The sequence below is a fragment of the Brenneria salicis ATCC 15712 = DSM 30166 genome, assembly GCF_003315515.1.
GTDB lineage: Bacteria > Pseudomonadota > Gammaproteobacteria > Enterobacterales > Enterobacteriaceae > Brenneria > Brenneria salicis.
On the sequence record NZ_QNRY01000021.1, the window covers coordinates 1 to 21507 of the forward strand.

Below are 21507 nucleotides of genomic sequence, written 5' to 3' on the forward strand. Positions count from 1 at the left end.
CAGATTGTCTGATTCAATTGTTAAAGAGCAGTGCGTACTGGCCTTAGCCACTAACGCGAGGTGGCGTATATTACGCTTTCCTCTTTCAGAGTCAAGTGATTATTCCCCGACTCCCCACTCACCTCACAACCGCGCAAGCCGCTGTCGCCGGGTCAGTGGTGGCGCATTATAGGCACTTATCCGCCGCTGACAAGCGCTAAATGCAAAAAAATGATCGAGTGCGTTTTTTTTCGGCAACCCGCTGGTAAAGACGGCGTTATGAGGACTTTTTCGCCGTCAATTGCCCGAACGCCTTGCGTAAATAACATTACCGAACAGATTCACGAACCATTAATTCGGGCGTCAAGACCAAAACATTGGGTTCCGTATCAGGATGTTCCAGACGATAAAGCAAAGTATCTACGGCAAGTTCACCGAGTTCATCTTTCGGTTGATGAATTGTCGTAAGAGGAGGGGACATATAGCGGGCCAGTTCAATATCATCGTAGCCAATAACAGCAATATCTTCCGGTATCGAAAGTCCCGCTTGGTATAGTGCGCGATAAACGCCAACCGCCATGGCGTCGTTACAGGTAAACACCGCTTCAGGCCTTTCTTCCAACGTCAGTAAGCGCTGCATCGCCCGATAGCCGGTTTCAAATTCAAAATCACCGAAAATCTCATATTCATTGGGAATGGATAATCCAGCATGTTGCATCGCCTGTCGATACCCTTCTAATCGGTTGTGCGCAGTGGTTTTATCTAGCGGGCCGGCAATACAGGCTATTTTTTGATAACCGCGGGAGATGAGATAGTTGGTTGCCATCTCTCCGCCCAGCAGCGAATTATCTTTTATGACATCAATAACGCCTTCAAATGGCGCCCAATCCATCATGACCATCGGTATATAAGGATAGCGACTCACCATTTCAGGTGATGGCCGGTGACTTTCCGTGCACATCAATAATACGCCATCAACCCGCTTTTGCAGCAAAGTTTCCAGATTGCGACTCATTCTGGCCCGATCTCCTTCGGTATTGCACAAGATCAGGCTATAGCCCCGCTCATAACAACAACGCTCAACACCACGGACTAACTCGGCATAAAACGGGTTGTTGCTGGCGGTCAGCAACATGCCGATGGTTCGCGTCTGGTTGATCTTCAGACTTCTGGCCAATGCCGAAGGCGCATAATTAAGCGTTTCAATCGCGTTCATCACCTTTTCACGCACAACTTCACTGACAAAACGATTGTTATTGATGACATGAGAAACGGTTGAGGTGGAAACGCCCGCCAGACGAGCGACATCCTTCATTGTGGCCAAAAGATCACCCCTGAGCTAACAAGAACGCGTCAATCTCGTCACGCCATGGAACAGAAGGCTGAGCCCCACGACGCGTTACCGCAATTGCCGCCGCCGCGTGAGCGAACCTGACGGCGGAAGACAGTGGCTGATTCTCCAGCAAAGCCGTCACCAGAGCACCGTTGAAGGTATCGCCAGCAGCAATCGTATCGACGGCTTTTACCCGATAACCGGGGATGCGCTGACCTTTTCCTTTCACACTCAACCATACTCCGCGGCTACCCAGCGTAATAAGAACGGTACCGATCCCCTTCCCATGTAAAACCTGAGCGGCGCGTGCGGCATCTTCCTCCGTCTGAACGGATACACCTGTCAGATACTGCGCTTCCGTTTCATTCGGTGTAATCATATCCACCAGCGACAATAACTCATCAGGCAATGTACAAGCGGGAGCAGGATTCAGGATGACCTGGGTTTGGTGGTCATGAGCCAGTTTAGCGGCGGCAATAACCGTTTCCAACGGCGACTCAAGCTGCATCAGTAATGCGGAGGCATCGATAATATGTTGCTGATAGCGTTCAAGATAGTCTGGTGTAACAGCGGCATTCGCTCCGGCATTAATGGCAATCACGTTTTCCGCGTCGCCGTTAACGAAAATGAGGGCAACACCCGTTGTTTCATTTTTGATGGCTTCGACCGCCGAGACATCAATCCGGTCATCAGATAACTGTTGGCGTATCCGGGTGCCGATATCATCATCTCCCACGCAAGCGATGAAAGCGATATCCGCCCCGCTGCGACCAGCCGCAACCGCCTGATTCGCCCCTTTTCCACCGAAAGCGACGCTATATTGCTTACCGATCACCGTTTCACCAGGGCGGGGAAATTGCTCAAGATTGAGAATATGGTCAGCATTAATACTGCCCAGAACCACCAGCTTACCTGTTTTCATCATGCTCAACCCCGATATATTAACAATGCGCCATCCCCAAAAGGATGGCGCCTGCCCTGCTTTTTTCTTTGATTATTTTGCAACCAACTTAAGATCAACAGGAATGATGGCCTGCGTTTTCTCATTTTTCAGAACTTTATCCGCAGTTTCAACGCCGATCACCCCAATTTGCTCAGGACGTTGAGCAACCGTTGCCTCCAGTTTGCCTGACTCAACAGCCCTGACGCCATCCTCAGTGCCGTCAAACCCGACAACCAGCACATCATTCTTGCCAGCGGTCTGTAACGCGCGCAACGCACCCAGGGCCATTTCATCATTCTGGGCGAACACGGCCTGCACATCCGGGTGAGCGGTCAACAGGTTCTGCATGACGTTCAACCCCTTGGTACGATCAAAATCGGCTGGTTGGCTGGCCAGAATCGCAAACTTGTTCTTTTCGGCGGATTTCATAAAGCCAGCGCCGCGCTCACGTGCGGCTGATGTTCCGGCAATACCCTCCAGTTGGATAATTTTGGCGCCTTCACCAAGTTTTTTAGCGATGAAATCACCGGCCACTTTGCCTCCGAAGGCATTATCAGAAGCAACGTGGCTGACCACATCACCACTGCTGGCGACGCGATCCAGGGTAATGACCGGTATCTTCGACTGGTTCGCCAACTTGATGGCATTACCGACGGCATCGGAATCGGTTGGGTTAATCAGCAACACTTTCGTGCCACGAACGGTCAGATCCTGAACGTTGGCCAGTTCTTTAGCCGGGTTGTTCTGGGAATCCAGCACGATCAGGTTATAGCCCAGTTTATCCGCTTCTTTTTGCGCGCCATCTTTCATTGAAACAAAGAACGGGTTATTCAGCGTTGATACCACCAGAGCAATCGTATCTTTGGCTAATGCATTGGCGCTGACCGTCGCGCTCAGCGCAACAGCAGAAACCAAGGTAGCCAGTTTTTTCATATTCATAACTCAATTCCTGTGTAAATGAAGGTTATTTACTGCTTTTGTTATCTACCAAAACCGCCAGCAAAATAACAACCGCTTTGACGATCATCTGGTAGTAAGAAGAAACACCTAATAGATTCAGTCCATTGTTAAGAAAACCGAGGATCAACGCGCCGATCAGCGTCCCGACGATCCGCCCTTTGCCGCCAGCCAGACTCGTACCGCCCAACACCACCGCCGCGATAGCGTCCAGTTCATAGCCGGTACCCGCCGTAGGTTGCGCGGAAGACAAACGAGCCACTTCAATAATCCCTGCCAAGGCCGACAACAATCCACACAGGGAATAAACAATAATCTTGATTTTATCAACGCTGATACCTGAAAGGCGGGTGGCTGATTCATTGCCGCCCAGCGCATAGATATAACGTCCCAGACGGGTGTGATGCAGCATGTACCAGGCCGCGGCAAAGACGATTGCCATGATCCAGATAGGCGTCGGCACCCCTAAAGGACGACCGATGCCAAACCAGCCAAACGCCTCTGCCGCATCGGAAAAACCGGTATTAACCGGGCTGCCGTTGGTATAGACCATCGTAACGCCACGCAGCAGCAGCATCATGACCAGCGTGGCGATAAACGCCTGAACTTTGCCTTTGGAGACAATGATCCCCGTACCGGCGCCGATCAATGCCCCCAATGCCAACGCGCCGAACACCGCCACCAGCGCATCGACCTCAAGGCCGACAATAGAAGCAGCGACCGCACCCGTCAGCGCCAGCAGAGAACCCACCGACAGATCGATACCCGATGTGAGGATAACCAACGTCATACCTACCGCCATGATTGCATTGACGGAGGTTTGCTGAAGAATGTTGAACAAGTTATTAAGGGTAAAAAAGTTAGGACTCATTGCGGAAACAATCGCAATAAGAATCAGCAAGGCAATCAGCGATTTCTGCTCCAACAGCCACTCTTTACTGAACCAGCGTTTTGCCGCGATAGATTGGGAACTCATGTCTGGCTTACTCCTGCTTTACGCCGTATTGCTTACCAACGGCCGCAGCCATCAGTGCTTCCTGGGTCGCCTGCTCAATCGGGAAATCACCACTCAGACGGCCTTCATGCATCACGATAATGCGATCACTCATTCCCAACACTTCGGGCATTTCAGATGAAATCAGTATGATGCTCAGCCCTTCTTGTTTTAACTGATTGATTAATTGGTAAATTTCTTTCTTCGCGCCAACATCGACGCCGCGAGTCGGTTCATCCAGAATCAGGACATTGGGACGCGTCATCAAGCCGCGGGCTATCGCCACTTTTTGCTGATTACCGCCAGACAATAAACCGATAGGCTGATCCATCGACGGCGTTTTGACATTGAACAGACGAATGAAATCACCCACTGCCAGTTGCTCTTGCGCATGCTTAAGCCGACCGCCGCCATGACTGAAATAGCGTAAAGCCGTCAGGGACATGTTCTCTTTTACGGACATGCCCAGAACCAGTCCATCACGTTTACGGTCTTCGGAAATGTAGACGATGCCATTGGCCAGACCGTCCTGGGGTTGACGGGTTACCACTTCACGGCCATCCAAAGCGACATAACCGCTAGTACGAGGCAACGCGCCGTAAAGGATTTTCATCAATTCTGTACGGCCCGCGCCCATCAGCCCTGCGACACCCAGAATTTCCCCGCTGCGCACGGTAAAACTGACATTATCAACGCCAGGGCCGGAAAGGTTTTCAACCTTAAGGCGCACATTACCTGGCGCCTTATTCAGCCGTGGATACTGCTCTTCCAGTTTTCTCCCCACCATCATTTCAATCAGCGTATCTTCCTTCAGTTCACCGACCGGACGTTCGCCAATGAATTGACCATCGCGGAATACCGTTACGTCATCGCATATTTCAAAAATTTCTTTCAGCCGATGGGAAATGTAAACAATGCCGCGTCCCTGAGACTGCAGTTCTTTGATAACGCTGAATAGCGAGGCGGTTTCGGTATCGGTCAGCGCATCGGTGGGTTCATCCATCACGATGACTTTCGATTCAAAGCTCAATACCTTGGCGATCTCCACCATTTGCTGATCGCCAATCGACAGTTCACCCACCAGACGGCGGCTGTCATAACGCAGATTCAGACGTTTAAGCAGTTTGTCCGCTTGCGCATACATCTTCTTCCAGTCAATGCGGCCAAAACGATGGGTGAATTCACGCCCCAGGAAAATATTTTCAGCAATCGTCAATTGCGGGATCAGATTCAATTCCTGGTGGATAATGCCTATGCCTGCTTCCTGAGAGGCTTTGGGACCGCTGAAATTCACTTCTTCACCAAGGAAATGCATCCTGCCGGCGTCTTTACTGTAGATCCCGGTCAGTATTTTCATCATGGTGGATTTGCCCGCACCATTTTCGCCCACCAACGCCATCACTTTTCCCGGATAAACATTTAGCGCGGCATTAGATAGCGCCTTCACGCCGGGGAAGGATTTCGTTATTCCTTGCAGTTGCAATAAAGGTTGCATTGGTGCCTCAGAATGTTACGCCAGCACAAAGGATGACATTGGCATACGGGGAACACTCTCCGCTGCGAATAATAGCCCTGCTTTTTCCGCTTTGCTTTTTAAAATCTTCATGGCGGACATAATGCAATGAAATTGAGTTTCCCTGGTGTTGCTCAAGTTGTTTCAACTGCTTAAGTAATGCGTCATGGATCATTGGATTTTTTATGATTATTTCTTCCGCCAGAATAGCGGCTTCAACTTGCATTTCACTGGTCACCGCGTCAACAACCTGTAAAAAGGTAGGCACATTATGCGTCAACGCCAGATCGATTCGGGTGGTGGATTCAGGGATAGGCAGGCCAGCATCACCAATAACCAATTGATCTGTATGTCCCAACCGGGCAATCACGGAAGAAACATCAGAATTCAGTAATACCGCTTTTTTCATCGCTTAACCTCACAAGCGAAACGTTTCGCTGATAAACATTTTAGAAAGAGAAAATTGAAAAGCTACGAAGATATCGCAAAAATGTGATCACTATCGAAACGTTTCGCTATCACAAAAAAAACAGCATCATCACTGTTGATGAAGCTAGCAAGAGACGGCGTGATAACGGGAAGATGTGTTGGAAGAAACTCATTTCGTCTTTCTTGCTGCGACAGCCTGAGTCAGCAGCGGCAGGAAAGCGGGCGGCGTGTTATCCGCCCTTTAGATGCAATATTACTCTCAGATTTTCTTCACATGCTTGACATCCAGCTCGGCTGAATTGAACCCTTTATCAAGTTCTCCCTGCAACTCGACCTTGTCCTGAGGCGTAATGGTTTGTCCGTTCCAGTATTTGTCATCAATCTCGACCGTAATGGTGCCGGACTCGTCACGGAACGAATAGTCCTCATCCCCGATACGCTGTTCAATGGTGCCACGCAGGATAACCCAGCTATCGTCTTTCATTTCTTTCGTTTTCGCAACAGTCGTTACGCTCCCTTGGGAGCCGACGAATCCGCCAGCAGCAGTCTGACTATTGGCGGTCGGCGCTTTCGGGTCCACAAACCCGCCGGTTTGAGCAGCGAAAACCGGCGCGACACACAATGCGGCGATAGCGAATACAGTTACTTTTTTTTTCATAGGTTGGTTTCCTTATTTCTTTCTATTTACAGTGCAGTAAAACTGCGCAATATCTGTCTTACATCAGGAAGTAGAACAAAATGTTCTTAACAAGATCTTAAGGATAGTTCAGATTTTCTTATTGATATAAATACTGCGAAGCGCGCCGCATTTAGCGGTTTTCTGGTTGTCACTCCTGCGCGTTAAACCGTATAACATCGCTATAAGCAATGAAGGTGGACGGTAATGAGAATATTGTTAATTGATGACGACCGCTTGATTGGTGATGGCCTCAAGGCCGGGTTAATTAAGCTTGGTTTCAGCGTTGATTGGTTTATGCAAGGTAAGGAGGGTTTAGCCGCAATAGATGCCGCTCCCTATGACGCGGTTGTTCTTGATCTCAGCCTGCCGGAAATGGATGGGCTGGACATCCTGCGCCGCTGGCGTCAGGCCGGACACGATGAACCCATACTAATCCTTACCGCGCGGGATGCGCTGGAACAGCGGGTTGAAGGCTTGCAGTTGGGCGCGGATGATTATCTGTGCAAACCGTTTGCGCTCAAGGAAGTGGCTGCCCGTTTGCAGGCGCTGATCCGTCGACGACATGGTCAAATACAGCCCACGCTTACCCACGGCGCGGTATCACTTGAACCGGCTTCACGCACCGTGACGCTCAACAATCAACCGCTGATGCTTAAATCCCGTGAACTGGCGCTGCTGGAACTGTTTTTGCTGCACCCCAACCGCGTACTGACGCGCGCCCAACTGGAAGAAAAACTTTATGGCTGGGACGACGATGTTTCCAGTAATGCTGTGGAAGTCCACATTCACCATTTACGTAAAAAGCTGGGCAGTGACTTTATCCGTACCGTACACGGCGTCGGCTATATTTTGGGAGAAGCGACATGATGCATCTCAGCCTGCGGTTGCGTCTGATTGCCGGTTTCATGCTGTTGACGCTGATCTGCTGGGGCATAGCCGGATTGCTTTCGTGGTATCAAACCCGCCATAACATTAACGAACTGTTTGATACACAACAGATGTTATTCGCCAAACGGCTGGCTACCATCAATCCTGCCGACACCGATGCTGGCTCGCCATCACTGCCGAAAACCAAAAAGCTGGCGGGAGATCATCGCGGTCAGCAGGAAGATGATGCGCTGGCCTTTGCCATTTTTACCCGAACCGGCCAGATGGTGCTGAATGACGGCGAAAATGGTAAAGACTTTATCTTTGATAACACCCGAAATGGCTTCACTGATGGTCGGCTGCGCGATGACAACGATAGATGGCGGATGGTCTGGCTGAAGACCGGGGATAACCGCTATGTGGTTGTCGTGGGCCAGGAATGGGAATATCGGCAGGACATGGTGTGGGATATCGTCAAAACCAACCTGACCCCCTGGCTGGCGGCGCTGCCGATTATGCTGGCGTTATTGTTCTGGTTAATCACCCGTGAACTCTCCTCCTTGAAACAGATTACCGCACAGTTGCTCCAGCGTCCGCCGGATGAAGCGACGCCACTGGAGACGAACAATATTCCCCAGGAAGTTCGTCCGCTGGTCAACGCGCTCAACCATCTCTTTGCCCGCGTCAACGATATGCTGGTGCGCGAACGCCGATTCACATCCGATGCGGCCCATGAGCTACGCAGCCCGCTGGCGGCGCTGAAGGTACAGACGGAAGTCGCTCAGCTGGCCCATGATGATGAAACCGTCAGACGTCATGCGCTGACTAACCTGGATAAAGGGATCGATCGGGCGACCCGATTGGTGGATCAGCTACTTACCTTGTCGCGACTGGATTCTGAATCGCTACTGAACGGCCAGCAAACCGTTCAATTGCAGGAACTTATGCGTCAGGTGGTTATCGATCATTATCAGCAGGCAAAAGCAGCGGGGATTGAATTGACGTTGGATTTATCGGACGTTCCGGTGAGCCGTCATGGGCACCCGTTGTTGCTGACGCTGCTGATTCGTAATTTGTTGGATAATGCCATTCGCTATAGTCATGCGGGCGGCGCCATTCATCTGCAACTCACGCCTCACGGTTTTCAGGTTACAGATGAAGGGCCGGGCATCGGCGACGACGCGTTGGCCCGCATCGGAGAACGTTTTTTCCGTCCCCCCGGACAAGAGAAATCCGGTAGTGGTTTGGGTATCTCCATCGTCAACAACATCGCCAAACTGCATGGGATGCGCGTTACCTTCGTCAACCGGCCTGAAGGGGGGCTGAAGGTCGCGGTTAATTGATAAAGCGGCTCTTGACCCGCTTTAGATTTCTACCTGAATACCCAATTCAATCAGCCGGTTAGGGGGAATTTCAAACTGATCCGCCGCACGGAGCGCATTACGGCTGAGCATCATGAAGAGTTTGCCACGTAATCGCAGATACCACTGACGTTTGCCCATCGTCAGTGACTCATTGGACATAAAAAATGAGGTTTCCAGCATCTGGCAGGTTAATCCATCCTGCCAGCAACGATGAAACACCTCTTCCACATCAGGCGTTTCGCGCCAGCCATAGTTAGCAATGACCCGCCAAAAGGTTGGCGAAAGCTGTTCCACCGTCACCCGACGCGCATTCAGCACATAGGGCGCATCTTCGGTTCGCATGGTCAACAACACCACACGCTCATGCAATATCTTGTTATGTTTGAGGTTATGCAAAAGCGCAAACGGAATGACGTGAATAGCGCGGGACAGATAAACCGCAGTGCCAGGCACCCTTATCGGCGGCGATTTTTCCAGTGACGCAATCATGGCATCCAGCGAATTGCCATGCTCATGCAGGCGGCGCAACAAACGGAAACGCTCGCTCTTCCAGGTGGTCATGATGATGAACATCACCATGCCCAGCACCAGCGGCAACCAGCCGCCGGAAAGGATTTTCACCACGTTGGCCAGGAACATCGGGACATCAATCAACAGCAGACCGGTCAACAGTATCCACACCAGATAGCGGGGCCAGCGCCAGTTCTTCATCGCTACCGTACAGAACAAAATGCTGGTTATCACCATCGTTCCCGTCACCGCGATGCCGTAGGCCGCCGCCAGATTGCTTGAGTGCTCAAAGCTGACAATCACAATTACCACCGCGATATACAATAACCAGTTAATCGCCGGTATATAGATCTGCCCGGATTCCATATCCGAAGTATGCACGATGCGCATCGGGGGCAGATACCCCAGCCGAACGGCCTGACGCGTCAGCGAAAAAACACCGGAAATCACAGCTTGCGAAGCGATGATTGTCGCCAGCGTCGCCAGGATCATCAGCGGGATCAGCGCCCAGTCGGGCGCCAGCAGGAAAAAGGGGTTTTTAATCGCTGCCGGGTTTTTTAACAACAACGCGCCCTGACCAAAATAATTCAGCACCAGAGACGGCAACACCACGGTAAACCAGGCGAGTCGAATGGGGAATTTGCCAAAATGTCCCATATCCGCATAGAGCGCCTCGACGCCGGTGATAGCCAGTACCACGGCGCCCAGCGCAAAGAAAGCGACCATTTTGTATTCGGCGAAGAAACGAACCGCATACATCGGATTCAGCGCCTGTAGCACATCGGGGTTGTTAAAGATGCTGCGCGCGCCCAGCACCCCAAGCGTAAGAAACCAAATCAACATCACCGGGGCAAACAATTTCCCCATGCTGCCGGTACCGTGCTTTTGAATAACAAACAGCAGCGTCAGAACAATAATCGACAGCGGAACGATATAGTTTTCCATGGAAGGCGCGGCAATTTCCAACCCTTCCATCGCGGACATCACTGATATTGCGGGCGTTATCACCACCTCGCCATAGAAGAAGCTGCCGCCGATCAACCCCAAAATCACCAGTACCGACGTCATTCGATCCGACATATTACGTCCGGCCAATGACATCAAGGTAAGTATCCCGCCCTCGCCCGCATTATCCGCCCTCATGACATACGTCAGATACTTAAGCGAAACGACGATAATCAATAACCAAAATATCAGAGAGAGAAAACCAAATACGGAATCGGGTTCGACACCAAAACCAAATTGTCCTGACAGACACTCCCGCAGGGTGTAAAGCGGACTGGTTCCGATATCGCCATAAACCACGCCTATCGCTGCCAGCGTGACTGCCGGAATCGAACGTTTATGTTCTGTGCTCATCAACCTTATCTTCTTTATGTATTCATTCTGTCAGCGACCTGCATCGTCGCCCAAAACGACCAGTATGAACCAAACCATTTAAAAGCCCATTCTTATATTGGTTACGAAACATTCTGTAAAAGGTGGTGTATTGATTAATCAAGCAGGAAGGGGGAATAATCGACAACAGTACGCTAATAAAAATCTGTGATCTGCCGTTTATTATTACTATTGTCTTTATAAAACTCAGGTTTTCCTGAAAAAAACAGTTCGTCTTTTGAAAACACCATGGGAATGATCATTAATTATGCTTCAATCCGCTGCGCTGGCAGAAAGAATCTCACGTCTCAGTAATGCGCTTGAGCATGGCCTGTATGAACGGCAACATGCCATTCGTTTGTGCTTGTTGGCCGCCCTCAGCGGAGAAAGCGTCTTTCTGCTGGGTCCGCCGGGTATTGCTAAAAGTATGATCGCCCGACGTCTCAAATTCGCGTTCCGTCATGCCAATGCGTTTGAATACCTGATGACCCGCTTCTCCACCCCGGAAGAGGTTTTCGGCCCGTTGTCGATTCAGGCATTGAAAGATGAAGGCCGCTACCAACGCCTGACCGCCGGCTACCTGCCGGAAGACGAGATAGTCTTTCTGGACGAAATCTGGAAAGCCGGTCCTGCGATTCTGAATACGTTGCTTACCGCGATTAACGAGCGCCGTTTTCGCAACGGCAAAAATGAAGATCGCATCCCGATGCGCCTGCTGGTCACGGCCTCCAATGAATTACCCGAAACCGACAGTAGTCTGGAAGCCCTGTATGATCGCATGCTCATTCGCCTGTGGCTGGATAAGGTTCAGGAAAAACATAACTTCCATGCATTGCTGGTCAATAACGGCGGCAATGATGATAATCCCGTCAGTCATTCGCTTAGCGTCAGCGATGAAGAATATCAACAGTGGCAAGGCGAGATTGATCGGGTTTCCCTGCCGGAAAATAGTTTTGAACTGATTTATCATTTGCGCCAGCAGCTGAATACGCTGGAACAAGCGCCTTATGTTTCCGACCGGCGTTGGAAGAAAGCCCTACGGCCACTTCAGGCCTGCGCTTTTTTCAGCGGCCGGGAAAGTATTACGCCGCTCGACATCATTCTGTTGAAAGACTGCCTCTGGCACGATCACGATACGCGGTTGTTGATCGAACAACAGCTTGAACAGTTGCTTACCGAGCAAGCTTACCAGCAGCGGAGTTTGTTGTTCCGCCTGCAACAACTGAACATCAAGCGCCAACAGTATTAGTTGCAGCAAAGCGAATCGCAGGCGTTAGTCGTCGAAAAACACGGCGCTTTTCTCGGTCGCAAACACTACTATTCCCTGCCCGACACCCTCACGGCGGATTCGCTGAGTCTGGTTCTGCAACGCCCATTAATCCTCAATGAGCTTGAAGTCAGTCACCTGATCATAGACCGCAACGCCTTGCAAAACTGGCTACAGAAAGGAGGAGAAATCCGGGGGAACTCAACGGTATTGGTTTTACCCAACGCCTGGATCTGATGGTGGACGATCACCGGCACCTAAGTATCCGGGACATCAGCCTGCAATCCCCCCTTCTTTCGCTGCCTGAAAAACACGATTGCACGCTGCCGGCTGAACTCATTGATGAATATGAAAAACTGCACCTCCAGTTGCGGGAACAAAGGCGGCTATTCAGTCAGCATCAGCCTTGTTTGTTCGTTCCAGGGGAATGGCTGGCCAAAATCGAAGCCAGCCTGCAACAGGTGGCCGAACAGATTCGGCAATCAGAACAGGATTAATCCGGGATGATAACGCTCGAATCACTGGAAATGTTGCTGTCGATAGACGAAAACGAACTATTGGACGATTTGATCGGCACGCTATTGGCGACGCCGCAACTGGCCATTTTCTTTGATAAATATCCGAAACTTAAATCCGCTCTGCTTAATGAACTACCTGACTGGAAAGATAACCTGAAACAGCGCCTGCGTAATACGCAAGCGCCGCAGGAACTGGAAACGGAATTCAATTGCTACCAGCGTTCTCAGGTGGTGGACGATCAGGGATTTCAAACGCGTCTTCCCAGAATCATGGATATGCTGAACACCGTTGATTCCCCATTCCTCACGCAGGCAAACCTGTTAGTCAATACGCCGGAACAAACTATCGGACAAAAAATAAACAGTGGGCTGCACGCGTTGTTTTTACAACGCTGGCGGTTGAGCCTGACGCTGCAAACCCTTTCGCTGCACCATCAGATAATGGAACAGGAGCGTGAAATACTGCTCAATGAGTTGCAACAGCGTTTTACGTTGAGCGGCAAGCTTGAGCCGATTCTGGCCGAAAATGAAAACGCGGCAGGGCGACTGTGGGATCTCAGTGCCGGAAAGCGTATTCCCACAGACTATCAACCGCTACTGGATTTTGGCGCGTTCCTGCAACGCCTGGCTGAACGCCTCGGACGCAGCCGCGAAACCAAATCCATCATCAGTCAGGATGCGCCCAAAGAATCCTTCAGGATGATGGTGCGTGAACCGGCGACCGTACCCGAAGAAGTAAGCGGGATTTATCAGAGCGATGATATTCTTCGGTTATTGCCGGTGGAACTGGCGGCCATGAGCATCGGCGAACTGGAATATGAGTTTTACCGGCGACTATTGGACCACCGTTTGCTGACCTACCGTTTGCAGGGCGAAAACTGGCGCGAAAAGACCATCGAACGGCCCGTTATCCATCAACAGAATGAACAGCAGCCACGCGGCTCGTTTATCGTCTGTGTCGATACGTCAGTTCAATGGGCGGATTTAACGAGCGTTGTGCGAAAGCCTTTTGTCTGGCGCTATTGCGTATCGCGCTGGCGGATAATCGACGATGCTACATCATGCTGTTTTCAACGGGCATGGTGAGCTATGAACTGACGTCGGACAACGGTATAGAACAGGCGATACGTTTCCTCTGCCAGTCTTTTCGTGGAGGCACCGATCTAAGCGCCTGCTTATCAGCGCTGCTGGAAAAAATGGATGATGCACTCTGGCAGGATGCCGACGCCGTCGTGATTTCAGATTTTATTGCTCAGCGGTTACCGGATAAAGTAATTATCCAAGTGCGTCATCGGCAGCAACAGCTTCATCACCGGTTTCATGCCGTAGCGATGTCCGATCACGGCAAACCCGGCATTATGCGTATTTTCGACCACATCTGGCGTTTTGATACCGGGTTAAAAAGCCGCCTGATGCGCCGCTGGCAGCACAGGTTGGAGAATTGATTACAGCCGCAGCAACCCCATTCCCGCAATGATTGCGACCAGACGCCGCATTAATCAATAATTACGAATAAAAATAGCCAACCATTAAATCAGCGCATGGATAAATTGCCTTTACAGGGTTAATCCATCATTTTATAGCGATATATAATGATGATTCGATAATCCTGGAGAGAAAAAAATGGCAGACATTTATCAGATCGATAGTCTCGATCGCAGCATTCTTGCGGCATTAATGGCAAATGCACGAACCCCTGACGCTGAACTGGCAAAACAGTTTAGCGTCAGCCCAGGCACGATCCATGTGCGGGTGGAAAAGATGAAACAGGCAGGCATTATTGTCGGCACGCGACTGGAGGTAAATCCAAAACAACTGGGCTATGACGTATGTTGTTTTATCGGCATTATTCTGAAAAGCGCCAAAGATTATCCCTCCGCGTTGGAAAAACTGAACAATCTGGAAGAAGTGGTTGAAGCGTATTACACCACCGGTCATTACAGTATCTTTATTAAAGTCATGTGTCGCTCCATTGATGCCTTGCAACATGTACTTATCAACAAGATCCAAACCATTGATGAAATTCAGTCCACAGAAACCCTGATCTCCCTGCAAAACCCCATTATGCGCACCATCACGCCATAAGCTGTTTTTACTATACCCATATTATCCACAGGTAGATCCCAGACAGATCACAGCGTACAATGGCCCGTCTTTTATCTGATGGGATCGTTATGGCGGACATTACGTTAATCAGCGGCAGTACGTTGGGCGGCGCGGAATACGTGGCCGAACATTTGGCCGAACTGCTGGAAAAAGAAGGCTTCTCCACTGAAATGCTGCATGGCCCGGAGTTGGATGAACTGCCGGATGGCGGTCTGTGGCTGGTGGTTACCTCGACTCATGGCGCAGGCGAACTGCCCGACAACCTGCAACCGCTGCTTGAACAGTTGGAACAACAGAAACCTGATCTTTCACAGGTTCGTTTCGGCGCTGTCGGCATCGGCAGCAAGGAATACGATACGTATTGCGGCGCGATCCTGACTCTGGATCGAGTATTGTCCCAATCAGGGGCAAAAAGGATCGGGGAGATGCTACAGATCGACGTCACTGAACATGAGATCCCGGAAGATCCGGCTGAAACATGGTTGGGATCATGGGTTAATTTACTCAAATGAGGCGAAATAATCAGCAAACGAATGTGGATAACTAGGCTTTTTTCAGGTGAGAAAGCAGTAGTTATCCGAATAACAACCCATGAGTATTCATTGGCCTGTGTATAACCAACCATTAAGATCCCAGCTTATACGTTGCGGGATCACCGATCATACACAGCTAGTGATCCCGGATAATCCATTGATCCAAAAAGGGAATAATTGCTTATCCACAGATCATGGCGATCCTAATAAAAGATCTAATAAAGAGATCTTTAAATAAAAAGATCTTTCTTTAATTAACGACGATCCAACACGCTTGGTCGTTTAAGCAAAGTTGAGTAGAATCCCCACCCCTGACAAGCAAAGATCATTCGCCGCTAATCATTCGCAACAATGCGAGGAGCAGTACCATGTTTTATCCAGATCCATTTGACGTCATCGTGATCGGTGGCGGTCATGCGGGAACCGAAGCAGCAATGGCTTCAGCCCGAATGGGACGCAAAACCCTTTTACTTACGCATAGCATTGATACGCTGGGACAAATGTCTTGTAACCCGGCGGTTGGCGGCATAGGGAAAGGTCATCTGGTTAAAGAGATCGATGCCATGGGAGGGCTGATGGCCAGCGCTGTCGATCAGGCAGGCATTCAGTTTAGGATACTAAACAGCAGCAAAGGTCCTGCGGTCAGAGCGACACGCGCCCAGGCGGATCGCGTATTGTATCGTCAGGCGATCCGAACCGCGCTGGAGAACCAACCCAACCTGATGATCTTCCAGCAAGCGGTGGACGATCTGATTGTCGAAAACGATCGTGTTGTCGGCGCAGTTACCCAGATGGGATTGAAATTCCGCGCCGGCGCCGTCGTGTTAACCGTCGGTACTTTCCTCGACGGAAAAATTCATATCGGTCTGGATAATTACAGCGGTGGACGCGCTGGCGATCCGCCCTCCATTCCTCTGGCGCGCCGTCTGCGTGAATTGCCTTTACGGGTCAATCGGCTTAAAACCGGTACGCCGCCGCGTATTGACGCCAGAACCATTAATTTCAGCGTATTGACTCAGCAGCATGGCGATAACCCCATGCCGGTCTTCTCTTTCGTGGGCGATGCCAGCCAACATCCGGCGCAATTGCCGTGCTATATCACGCACACCAATGAAAAAACGCATGAGGTTATCCGTAATAACCTGGATCGCAGCCCCATGTATGCCGGGATCATTGAAGGGATCGGCCCACGCTATTGCCCGTCGATCGAAGATAAGGTGATGCGTTTCGCCGATCGTAATGCGCATCAGATCTTTCTGGAACCGGAAGGGCTGACCAGCAACGAAATCTATCCAAACGGCATTTCAACCAGTTTGCCGTTCGATGTGCAATGGCAGATCGTTCGTTCGATGAGCGGCATGGAGAATGCGCGGATTGTTCGTCCCGGTTATGCCATTGAGTACGATTTCTTTGATCCGCGTGATTTAAAACCGACACTGGAAAACAAATTTATCCACGGACTGTTTTTCGCCGGTCAGATCAACGGAACAACTGGTTACGAGGAAGCGGCGGCTCAGGGCATGCTGGCGGGGCTTAATGCAGCGCGTCTGGCTTTTGGGCAGGAAAGCTGGTCGCCTCGTCGCGATCAGGCCTATCTGGGTGTACTGGTCGACGATCTCTGCACGCTGGGAACAAAAGAACCTTATCGCATGTTTACCTCACGCGCTGAATATCGCCTGATGCTGCGTGAAGATAACGCCGATCTGCGTCTGACGGAGATGGGTCGCGAGTTGGGCATGGTGGACGATTATCGTTGGGCGCGTTTTAATGAGAAGCTTGAAAACATAGAGAAAGAACGTCAGCGGTTACGTGATATCCGGGTACATCCGCAATCGGAACAACGGGATCAGGTCAATTCCCTGCTGAAAACGCCCTTGTCTCGTGAATCAAATGGGGAAGATCTGCTGCGTCGTCCTGAAGTGGATTACGGCCTGCTGACCAGTCTGCCGTTGTTTGCACCGGCACTGGCGGATGAGCAGGCTGCGGAACAGGTTGAAATCCAGGTTAAATACGAAGGTTATATCGCGCGTCAGCAGGACGAAATCGAAAAGCAGCTACGCAATGAAAATACGATTCTGCCCGCCGATCTGGATTATCGTCAGGTAAACGGCCTGTCCAATGAAGTGATCGCCAAACTGAACGATCACAAACCCGCTTCCATCGGTCAGGCATCGCGTATTTCAGGGATCACGCCTGCTGCGATCTCTATTCTGCTGGTATGGCTGAAAAAACAAGGGTTGCTGCGTCGCAGCGCCTGATTTGACGTACACTTATCTCTCCGATCAGCCGGTAAGTCGGCTGATCGCCGTATTAGATGAATATTTCCGGGATCTTATTGTGCGCAACACACTCGATAATCTGCTGAACCGTGCTGGCATTGTCATCTCAGATAAGCAAAAAAAACTGCTGATACAGTATGTTGAAATGCTGAATAAATGGAACAAGGCCTACAATCTGACTTCCGTTCGCGACCCGGAACAAATGCTTGTCCGCCATATCATGGACAGTATCGTGGTCGAACCCTATTTGCAGGGGCAGCGCTTTATTGATGTGGGTACCGGTCCCGGCTTGCCTGGCGTTCCTCTGGCGATTATACGCCCTGCATCGCACTTTACGCTGCTCGACAGTCTGGGAAAACGCATCCGCTTTTTGCGTCAGGCGCAGCATGAATTGCAGCTTGAAAATATTACGCTGGTACAAAACCGGGTAGAGGCGTTTGAAGCCGAGCCCCCTTTTGATGGCGTGATCAGCCGCGCTTTCGCTTCTTTGCAGGATATGGTGGAGTGGTGCCATCATTTGCCGGCCAGACCTAACGGGCGTTTTTATGCGCTAAAAGGAATGCTTCCTGAGGATGAACTGTCCGTTCTGCCAACAGGCATCGAGTTGGAGCGGGTGGTCCGTTTGTCAGTGCCGGAACTGGAAGGCGAGCGCCATTTGGTGGTACTTAAACCAAACTAATTTTGTTTTTTATCAAAAAATTATAACTAATGAACCTTACCGGCATTAATTCATATACGAAATAGAGATGAGCGTATCGATCATTAGCGGTTACCTGATTTTTACATATCAGGATTTTTTCTGGTGAAAGAGTTACTATCCGTACTGATAGTACCGGGTGAAAATAAATCTACATTGCCAAATTAGCCGGACTTTTTTGTTAACTGAGTAAAAAAATAATATTACTAATGTCAATAGAAGGTTGAAACTCGGTTTATCAGGTGTTTTTGTTGTGTTTTTTTATAATTCATTGAAATTAAATAAAATAAATAACTTTTTTTGCTAAAGACAAGAAAAAACGTGATGGGTTATAAATAGTTCGGCATCTTGTTATGTGAGTCAAATCACATATTCAGGGCCTGATAGCCATACGGGTACGAAGAAGATAGTTAGTGAAAATAAGGCTTCAGAAAGAAATTTAAATAATTGTTCACCTTTTGGCTACTTATCGATTGAATTCGCAGGCATGACCCGTATAATTTGCTCGTTTTTTGCTGCTTGACGCGGTGGTGTAAAGGCAGTTTGATACGTCATTCAGCATACCTCTGGAAGGTACGGAGAGAGCAAACGTCATGTCTGTGTCCCTTTACAGCGGAAAAACGGCATTGAAGCTGCTGTTGTTGCAGTTAGCCACTTTTATTCTGTTGAGCGTTGTTTTTAGCGTTAACAGCATTGAGGCTGGCGCTTCCGCGTTAGGTGGGGGATTGGCTGCCTGGTTGCCGAATGTTTTGTTTGTGCTGTTTGCCTTTCGTCATCAATCGCATAAACCTGCTGATGGCCGCGTCGCCTGGTCATTTGCTATCGGTGAGGCGCTCAAGGTATTGATCGCCATAGCCTTGTTGGTGATGGCGCTGGGCGTATTCAAAGCGGCTTTTTTCCGCTTGGCCTGACTTATTTATCGGTGCTGGTTATGCAGATAGCGGCGCCGATCGTAATTAATCGTTAACGTAATTAACAACAAAAGGGTAAGAGACATCATGGCTGCTGGGGAAATCTCTACTCCGCAAGAGTATATCGGTCATCACCTGACGCATTTGCAGGTGGGAACGGGATTCTGGTCGATCAACATCGATTCGATGTTTTTCTCTGTCGCGCTTGGGATCCTCTTTCTGGTTATTTTCCGTCGGGTGGCGAAGAATGCGACCAGCGGTGTGCCGGGCAAATTGCAAACGGCGGTTGAACTGATTGTCGGCTTTGTCGATAGCAATGTGCGCGATATGTTCCATGGCAAAAGCAAACTGATCGCTCCGCTGGCGCTGACCATTTTCGTCTGGGTCTTCCTGATGAACCTGATGGATCTGTTGCCCATCGATTTCTTGCCTTATCTCGGTGAGCACGTTCTGGGATTGCCTGCTTTGCGCGTGGTGCCTTCCGCCGACGTGAACATTACGCTGTCCATGGCGCTTGGCGTTTTCGCCCTCGTTCTGTTCTATAGCATCAAAATGAAAGGTGTTGGCGGTTTTGTAAAAGAACTGACCATGCAACCGTTCAATCATCCAGTCTTTATTCCTATTAACCTGATTCTTGAAGGTGTCAGCCTGCTGTCCAAACCGGTTTCTCTTGGTTTGCGACTGTTTGGCAACATGTATGCGGGTGAGTTGATCTTCATCCTGATTGCCGGCTTGTTGCCGTGGTGGTCGCAATGGTTGTTGAATGTGCCCTGGGCCATTTTCCACATTCTGATTATTACGCTTCAGGCTTTTATCTTTATGGTTCTGACGGTTGTTTATCTCTCGATGGCATCTGAAGAGCATTAATTTTCTTTCAACACAATAACGTTTTAACTGAAACAAACTGGAGACTGTCATGGAAAACCTGAGTGTGGATCTGCTGTACATGGCTGCCGCTTTGATGATGGGTTTGGCGGCAATCGGTGCTGCGATCGGTATCGGCATTCTGGGTGGTAAATTCTTGGAAGGCGCTGCTCGTCAGCCTGACCTGATTCCTCTGCTGCGTACACAGTTCTTTATCGTCATGGGTCTGGTTGACGCCATCCCGATGATTGCTGTTGGTCTGGGCCTGTATGTGATGTTTGCGGTGGCCTAAGCGGAAATGTTTTCTGCTGGGGTTGAAACATCAACTTATTTAACTTTGAAAGAGGCATTGTGCTGTGAATATTAATGCAACAATCCTCGGCCAAGCCATTGCGTTCGTCCTGTTTGTCTGGTTCTGCATGAAGTATGTATGGCCGCCAATTATGGCTGCCATCGAGAAGCGTCAGAAAGAAATTGCTGACGGTCTGGCTTCTGCCGAACGTGCCAAAAAAGATTTGAACTTAGCGCAGGCCAATGCGACAGACCAACTGAAAAAAGCCAAAGCGGATGCACAGGTTATCATTGAGCAGGCCAACAAACGCCGTGCTCAGATCCTGGATGAAGCGAAAGCGGAAGCGGAAGCTGAACGTAACAAGATTGTGGCGCAAGCGCAGGCTGAAATTGAGGCCGAACGTAAACGTGCGCGTGAAGAGTTGCGTAAGCAAGTCGCCATGTTGGCTATTGCCGGTGCCGAGAAAATTATTGAACGTTCCGTGGATGAAGCTGCCAACAGCGACATCGTTGATAAACTGGTCGCTGAACTGTAAGGAGGGAGGGGCTGATGTCTGAATTTGTCACGGTAGCTCGCCCCTACGCCAAAGCAGCTTTTGACTTTGCGGTTGAGAACCAGGCGATTGATCGCTGGCAGACCATGCTGGCGTTTACGGCTGAAGTAACGCGCAACGAGCAGATGGCCGAGTTGCTTTCCGGTGCGGTAGCGCCGCTCGAACTGGCCAAAACGTTCATTGCCGTTTGTGGTGATCAACTTGATGAAGCCGGTCAGAACCTGATTAAGGTGATGGCCGAGAACGGACGTTTACTGGTGCTTCCCGAAGTACTGGAACAATTTATTCAACTGCGGGCGGCACAGGAATCGACGGTTGATGTCGACGTCATTTCCGCCAGCACGTTGAGTGAGCAGCAGTTATCGAAGATAGCGGCTGCAATGGAACAACGTCTGTCACGCAAAGTGAAGCTGAATTGCAAAATTGATAAGTCTGTCATGGCCGGCGTGGTTATCCGCGCGGGCGATATGGTGATAGATGGCAGCATTCGCGGTCGTCTGGAACGTCTGGCAGACGTCTTGCAGTCTTAAGGGGACTGGAGC

At 50.1% G+C, this 21507-nt stretch carries 20 protein-coding genes and 3 pseudogenes; 15 read left to right on the forward strand and 8 right to left on the reverse strand.

Annotation, left to right across the window (positions count from 1 at the left end; translation table 11 throughout):
- Positions 1-307 precede the first annotated feature (307 nt).
- The 7 genes from rbsR to DES54_RS10295 all read right to left on the reverse strand — a co-directional run bounded on the left by rbsR (position 308) and on the right by DES54_RS10295 (position 6806).
- Positions 308-1303: a ribose operon transcriptional repressor RbsR gene (gene rbsR, locus DES54_RS10265; RefSeq protein WP_169050494.1), complete on the reverse strand. Its 996-nt coding sequence runs from the start codon at positions 1301-1303 to the stop codon at positions 308-310.
- A gap of 4 nt (positions 1304-1307) precedes the next feature.
- Entirely contained in the window at positions 1308-2234 is a 927-nt protein-coding gene (gene rbsK / locus DES54_RS10270) for a ribokinase (protein WP_113867168.1), read from the reverse strand.
- Positions 2235-2306: 72 nt separating this feature from the next.
- Positions 2307-3194: a ribose ABC transporter substrate-binding protein RbsB gene (gene rbsB / locus DES54_RS10275; protein ID WP_113867079.1), complete on the reverse strand. Its 888-nt coding sequence runs from the start codon at positions 3192-3194 to the stop codon at positions 2307-2309.
- 25 nt (positions 3195-3219) lie between these two features.
- Positions 3220-4188 carry a ribose ABC transporter permease gene (gene rbsC, locus DES54_RS10280; protein WP_113867080.1) on the reverse strand — a complete coding sequence of 323 codons (969 nt, stop codon included), beginning with the start codon at positions 4186-4188 and terminating at the stop codon, positions 3220-3222.
- A 7-nt stretch (positions 4189-4195) separates the two neighbouring features.
- Positions 4196-5701, reverse strand: coding sequence for a ribose ABC transporter ATP-binding protein RbsA (gene rbsA / locus DES54_RS10285; RefSeq protein ID WP_113867082.1), 1506 nt, complete (start codon positions 5699-5701; stop codon positions 4196-4198).
- A 7-nt stretch (positions 5702-5708) separates the two neighbouring features.
- The gene (gene rbsD, locus DES54_RS10290) at positions 5709-6128 is read right to left on the reverse strand and encodes a D-ribose pyranase (protein WP_113867084.1); all 420 of its coding nucleotides are present in this window, start codon (positions 6126-6128) and stop codon (positions 5709-5711) included.
- Between the two features lie 279 nt (positions 6129-6407).
- On the reverse strand, positions 6408-6806 hold the full coding sequence (locus DES54_RS10295; RefSeq protein WP_113867086.1) for a YgiW/YdeI family stress tolerance OB fold protein: 399 nt from the start codon (positions 6804-6806) through the stop codon (positions 6408-6410).
- A gap of 225 nt (positions 6807-7031) precedes the next feature.
- Here DES54_RS10295 and qseB point away from each other — a divergent pair, with 225 nt between their 5' ends.
- Together qseB and qseC are read left to right on the forward strand one after the other, a co-directional pair.
- Positions 7032-7694 (forward strand): quorum sensing response regulator transcription factor QseB, encoded by a 663-nt coding sequence (qseB, locus tag DES54_RS10300; protein ID WP_113867088.1) that lies wholly within the window; start codon positions 7032-7034, stop codon positions 7692-7694.
- Positions 7691-9037 (forward strand): quorum sensing histidine kinase QseC, encoded by a 1347-nt coding sequence (qseC, locus tag DES54_RS10305; RefSeq protein WP_113867091.1) that lies wholly within the window; start codon positions 7691-7693, stop codon positions 9035-9037. Before qseB ends, qseC begins: the two co-directional genes overlap by 4 nt.
- A gap of 21 nt (positions 9038-9058) precedes the next feature.
- Here qseC and kup read toward each other — a convergent pair whose 3' ends face one another.
- On the reverse strand, positions 9059-10927 hold the full coding sequence (gene kup, locus DES54_RS10310) for a low affinity potassium transporter Kup (protein WP_113867093.1): 1869 nt from the start codon (positions 10925-10927) through the stop codon (positions 9059-9061).
- Between the two features lie 286 nt (positions 10928-11213).
- Here kup and DES54_RS10315 point away from each other — a divergent pair, with 286 nt between their 5' ends.
- The 13 genes and pseudogenes from DES54_RS10315 (at position 11214) to atpH (ending at position 21495) form a co-directional block, all read left to right on the forward strand.
- A complete protein-coding gene (locus DES54_RS10315) occupies positions 11214-12194 on the forward strand; it encodes an AAA family ATPase (RefSeq protein ID WP_338075499.1) in 981 nt (326 codons plus the stop codon).
- Positions 12195-12463, forward strand: a pseudogene (locus DES54_RS19170) (regulatory ATPase RavA LARA domain-containing protein); the annotation flags it as partial.
- Positions 12449-12709 carry an ATPase RavA domain-containing protein gene (locus tag DES54_RS19175; RefSeq protein ID WP_338075500.1) on the forward strand — a complete coding sequence of 87 codons (261 nt, stop codon included), beginning with the start codon at positions 12449-12451 and terminating at the stop codon, positions 12707-12709. The pseudogene DES54_RS19170 and the gene DES54_RS19175, both read left to right, overlap by 15 nt.
- 6 nt (positions 12710-12715) lie before the next feature.
- A pseudogene (gene viaA / locus DES54_RS10320) lies at positions 12716-14175 on the forward strand (ATPase RavA stimulator ViaA).
- Positions 14176-14353: 178 nt separating this feature from the next.
- Positions 14354-14815 carry a transcriptional regulator AsnC gene (gene asnC / locus DES54_RS10325; RefSeq protein WP_113867095.1) on the forward strand — a complete coding sequence of 154 codons (462 nt, stop codon included), beginning with the start codon at positions 14354-14356 and terminating at the stop codon, positions 14813-14815.
- A gap of 89 nt (positions 14816-14904) precedes the next feature.
- Positions 14905-15348 carry an FMN-binding protein MioC gene (gene mioC / locus DES54_RS10330; RefSeq protein ID WP_113867171.1) on the forward strand — a complete coding sequence of 148 codons (444 nt, stop codon included), beginning with the start codon at positions 14905-14907 and terminating at the stop codon, positions 15346-15348.
- Positions 15349-15737: 389 nt separating this feature from the next.
- Positions 15738-17627 carry a tRNA uridine-5-carboxymethylaminomethyl(34) synthesis enzyme MnmG gene (mnmG, locus tag DES54_RS10335; RefSeq protein ID WP_113867097.1) on the forward strand — a complete coding sequence of 630 codons (1890 nt, stop codon included), beginning with the start codon at positions 15738-15740 and terminating at the stop codon, positions 17625-17627.
- Between the two features lie 79 nt (positions 17628-17706).
- The gene (rsmG, locus tag DES54_RS10340) at positions 17707-18327 is read left to right on the forward strand and encodes a 16S rRNA (guanine(527)-N(7))-methyltransferase RsmG (protein ID WP_113867173.1); all 621 of its coding nucleotides are present in this window, start codon (positions 17707-17709) and stop codon (positions 18325-18327) included.
- Positions 18328-18938: 611 nt separating this feature from the next.
- Positions 18939-19312: pseudogene (gene atpI / locus DES54_RS10345) on the forward strand (F0F1 ATP synthase subunit I).
- Between the two features lie 31 nt (positions 19313-19343).
- Positions 19344-20123, forward strand: coding sequence for a F0F1 ATP synthase subunit A (gene atpB / locus DES54_RS10350; protein WP_113867099.1), 780 nt, complete (start codon positions 19344-19346; stop codon positions 20121-20123).
- Between the two features lie 49 nt (positions 20124-20172).
- Positions 20173-20412, forward strand: coding sequence for a F0F1 ATP synthase subunit C (gene atpE / locus DES54_RS10355; protein WP_005976545.1), 240 nt, complete (start codon positions 20173-20175; stop codon positions 20410-20412).
- 64 nt (positions 20413-20476) lie between these two features.
- Positions 20477-20947, forward strand: coding sequence for a F0F1 ATP synthase subunit B (gene atpF, locus DES54_RS10360; RefSeq protein WP_113867101.1), 471 nt, complete (start codon positions 20477-20479; stop codon positions 20945-20947).
- Positions 20948-20961: 14 nt separating this feature from the next.
- The gene (gene atpH / locus DES54_RS10365) at positions 20962-21495 is read left to right on the forward strand and encodes a F0F1 ATP synthase subunit delta (RefSeq protein WP_113867103.1); all 534 of its coding nucleotides are present in this window, start codon (positions 20962-20964) and stop codon (positions 21493-21495) included.
- Positions 21496-21507: the final 12 nt, after the last annotated feature.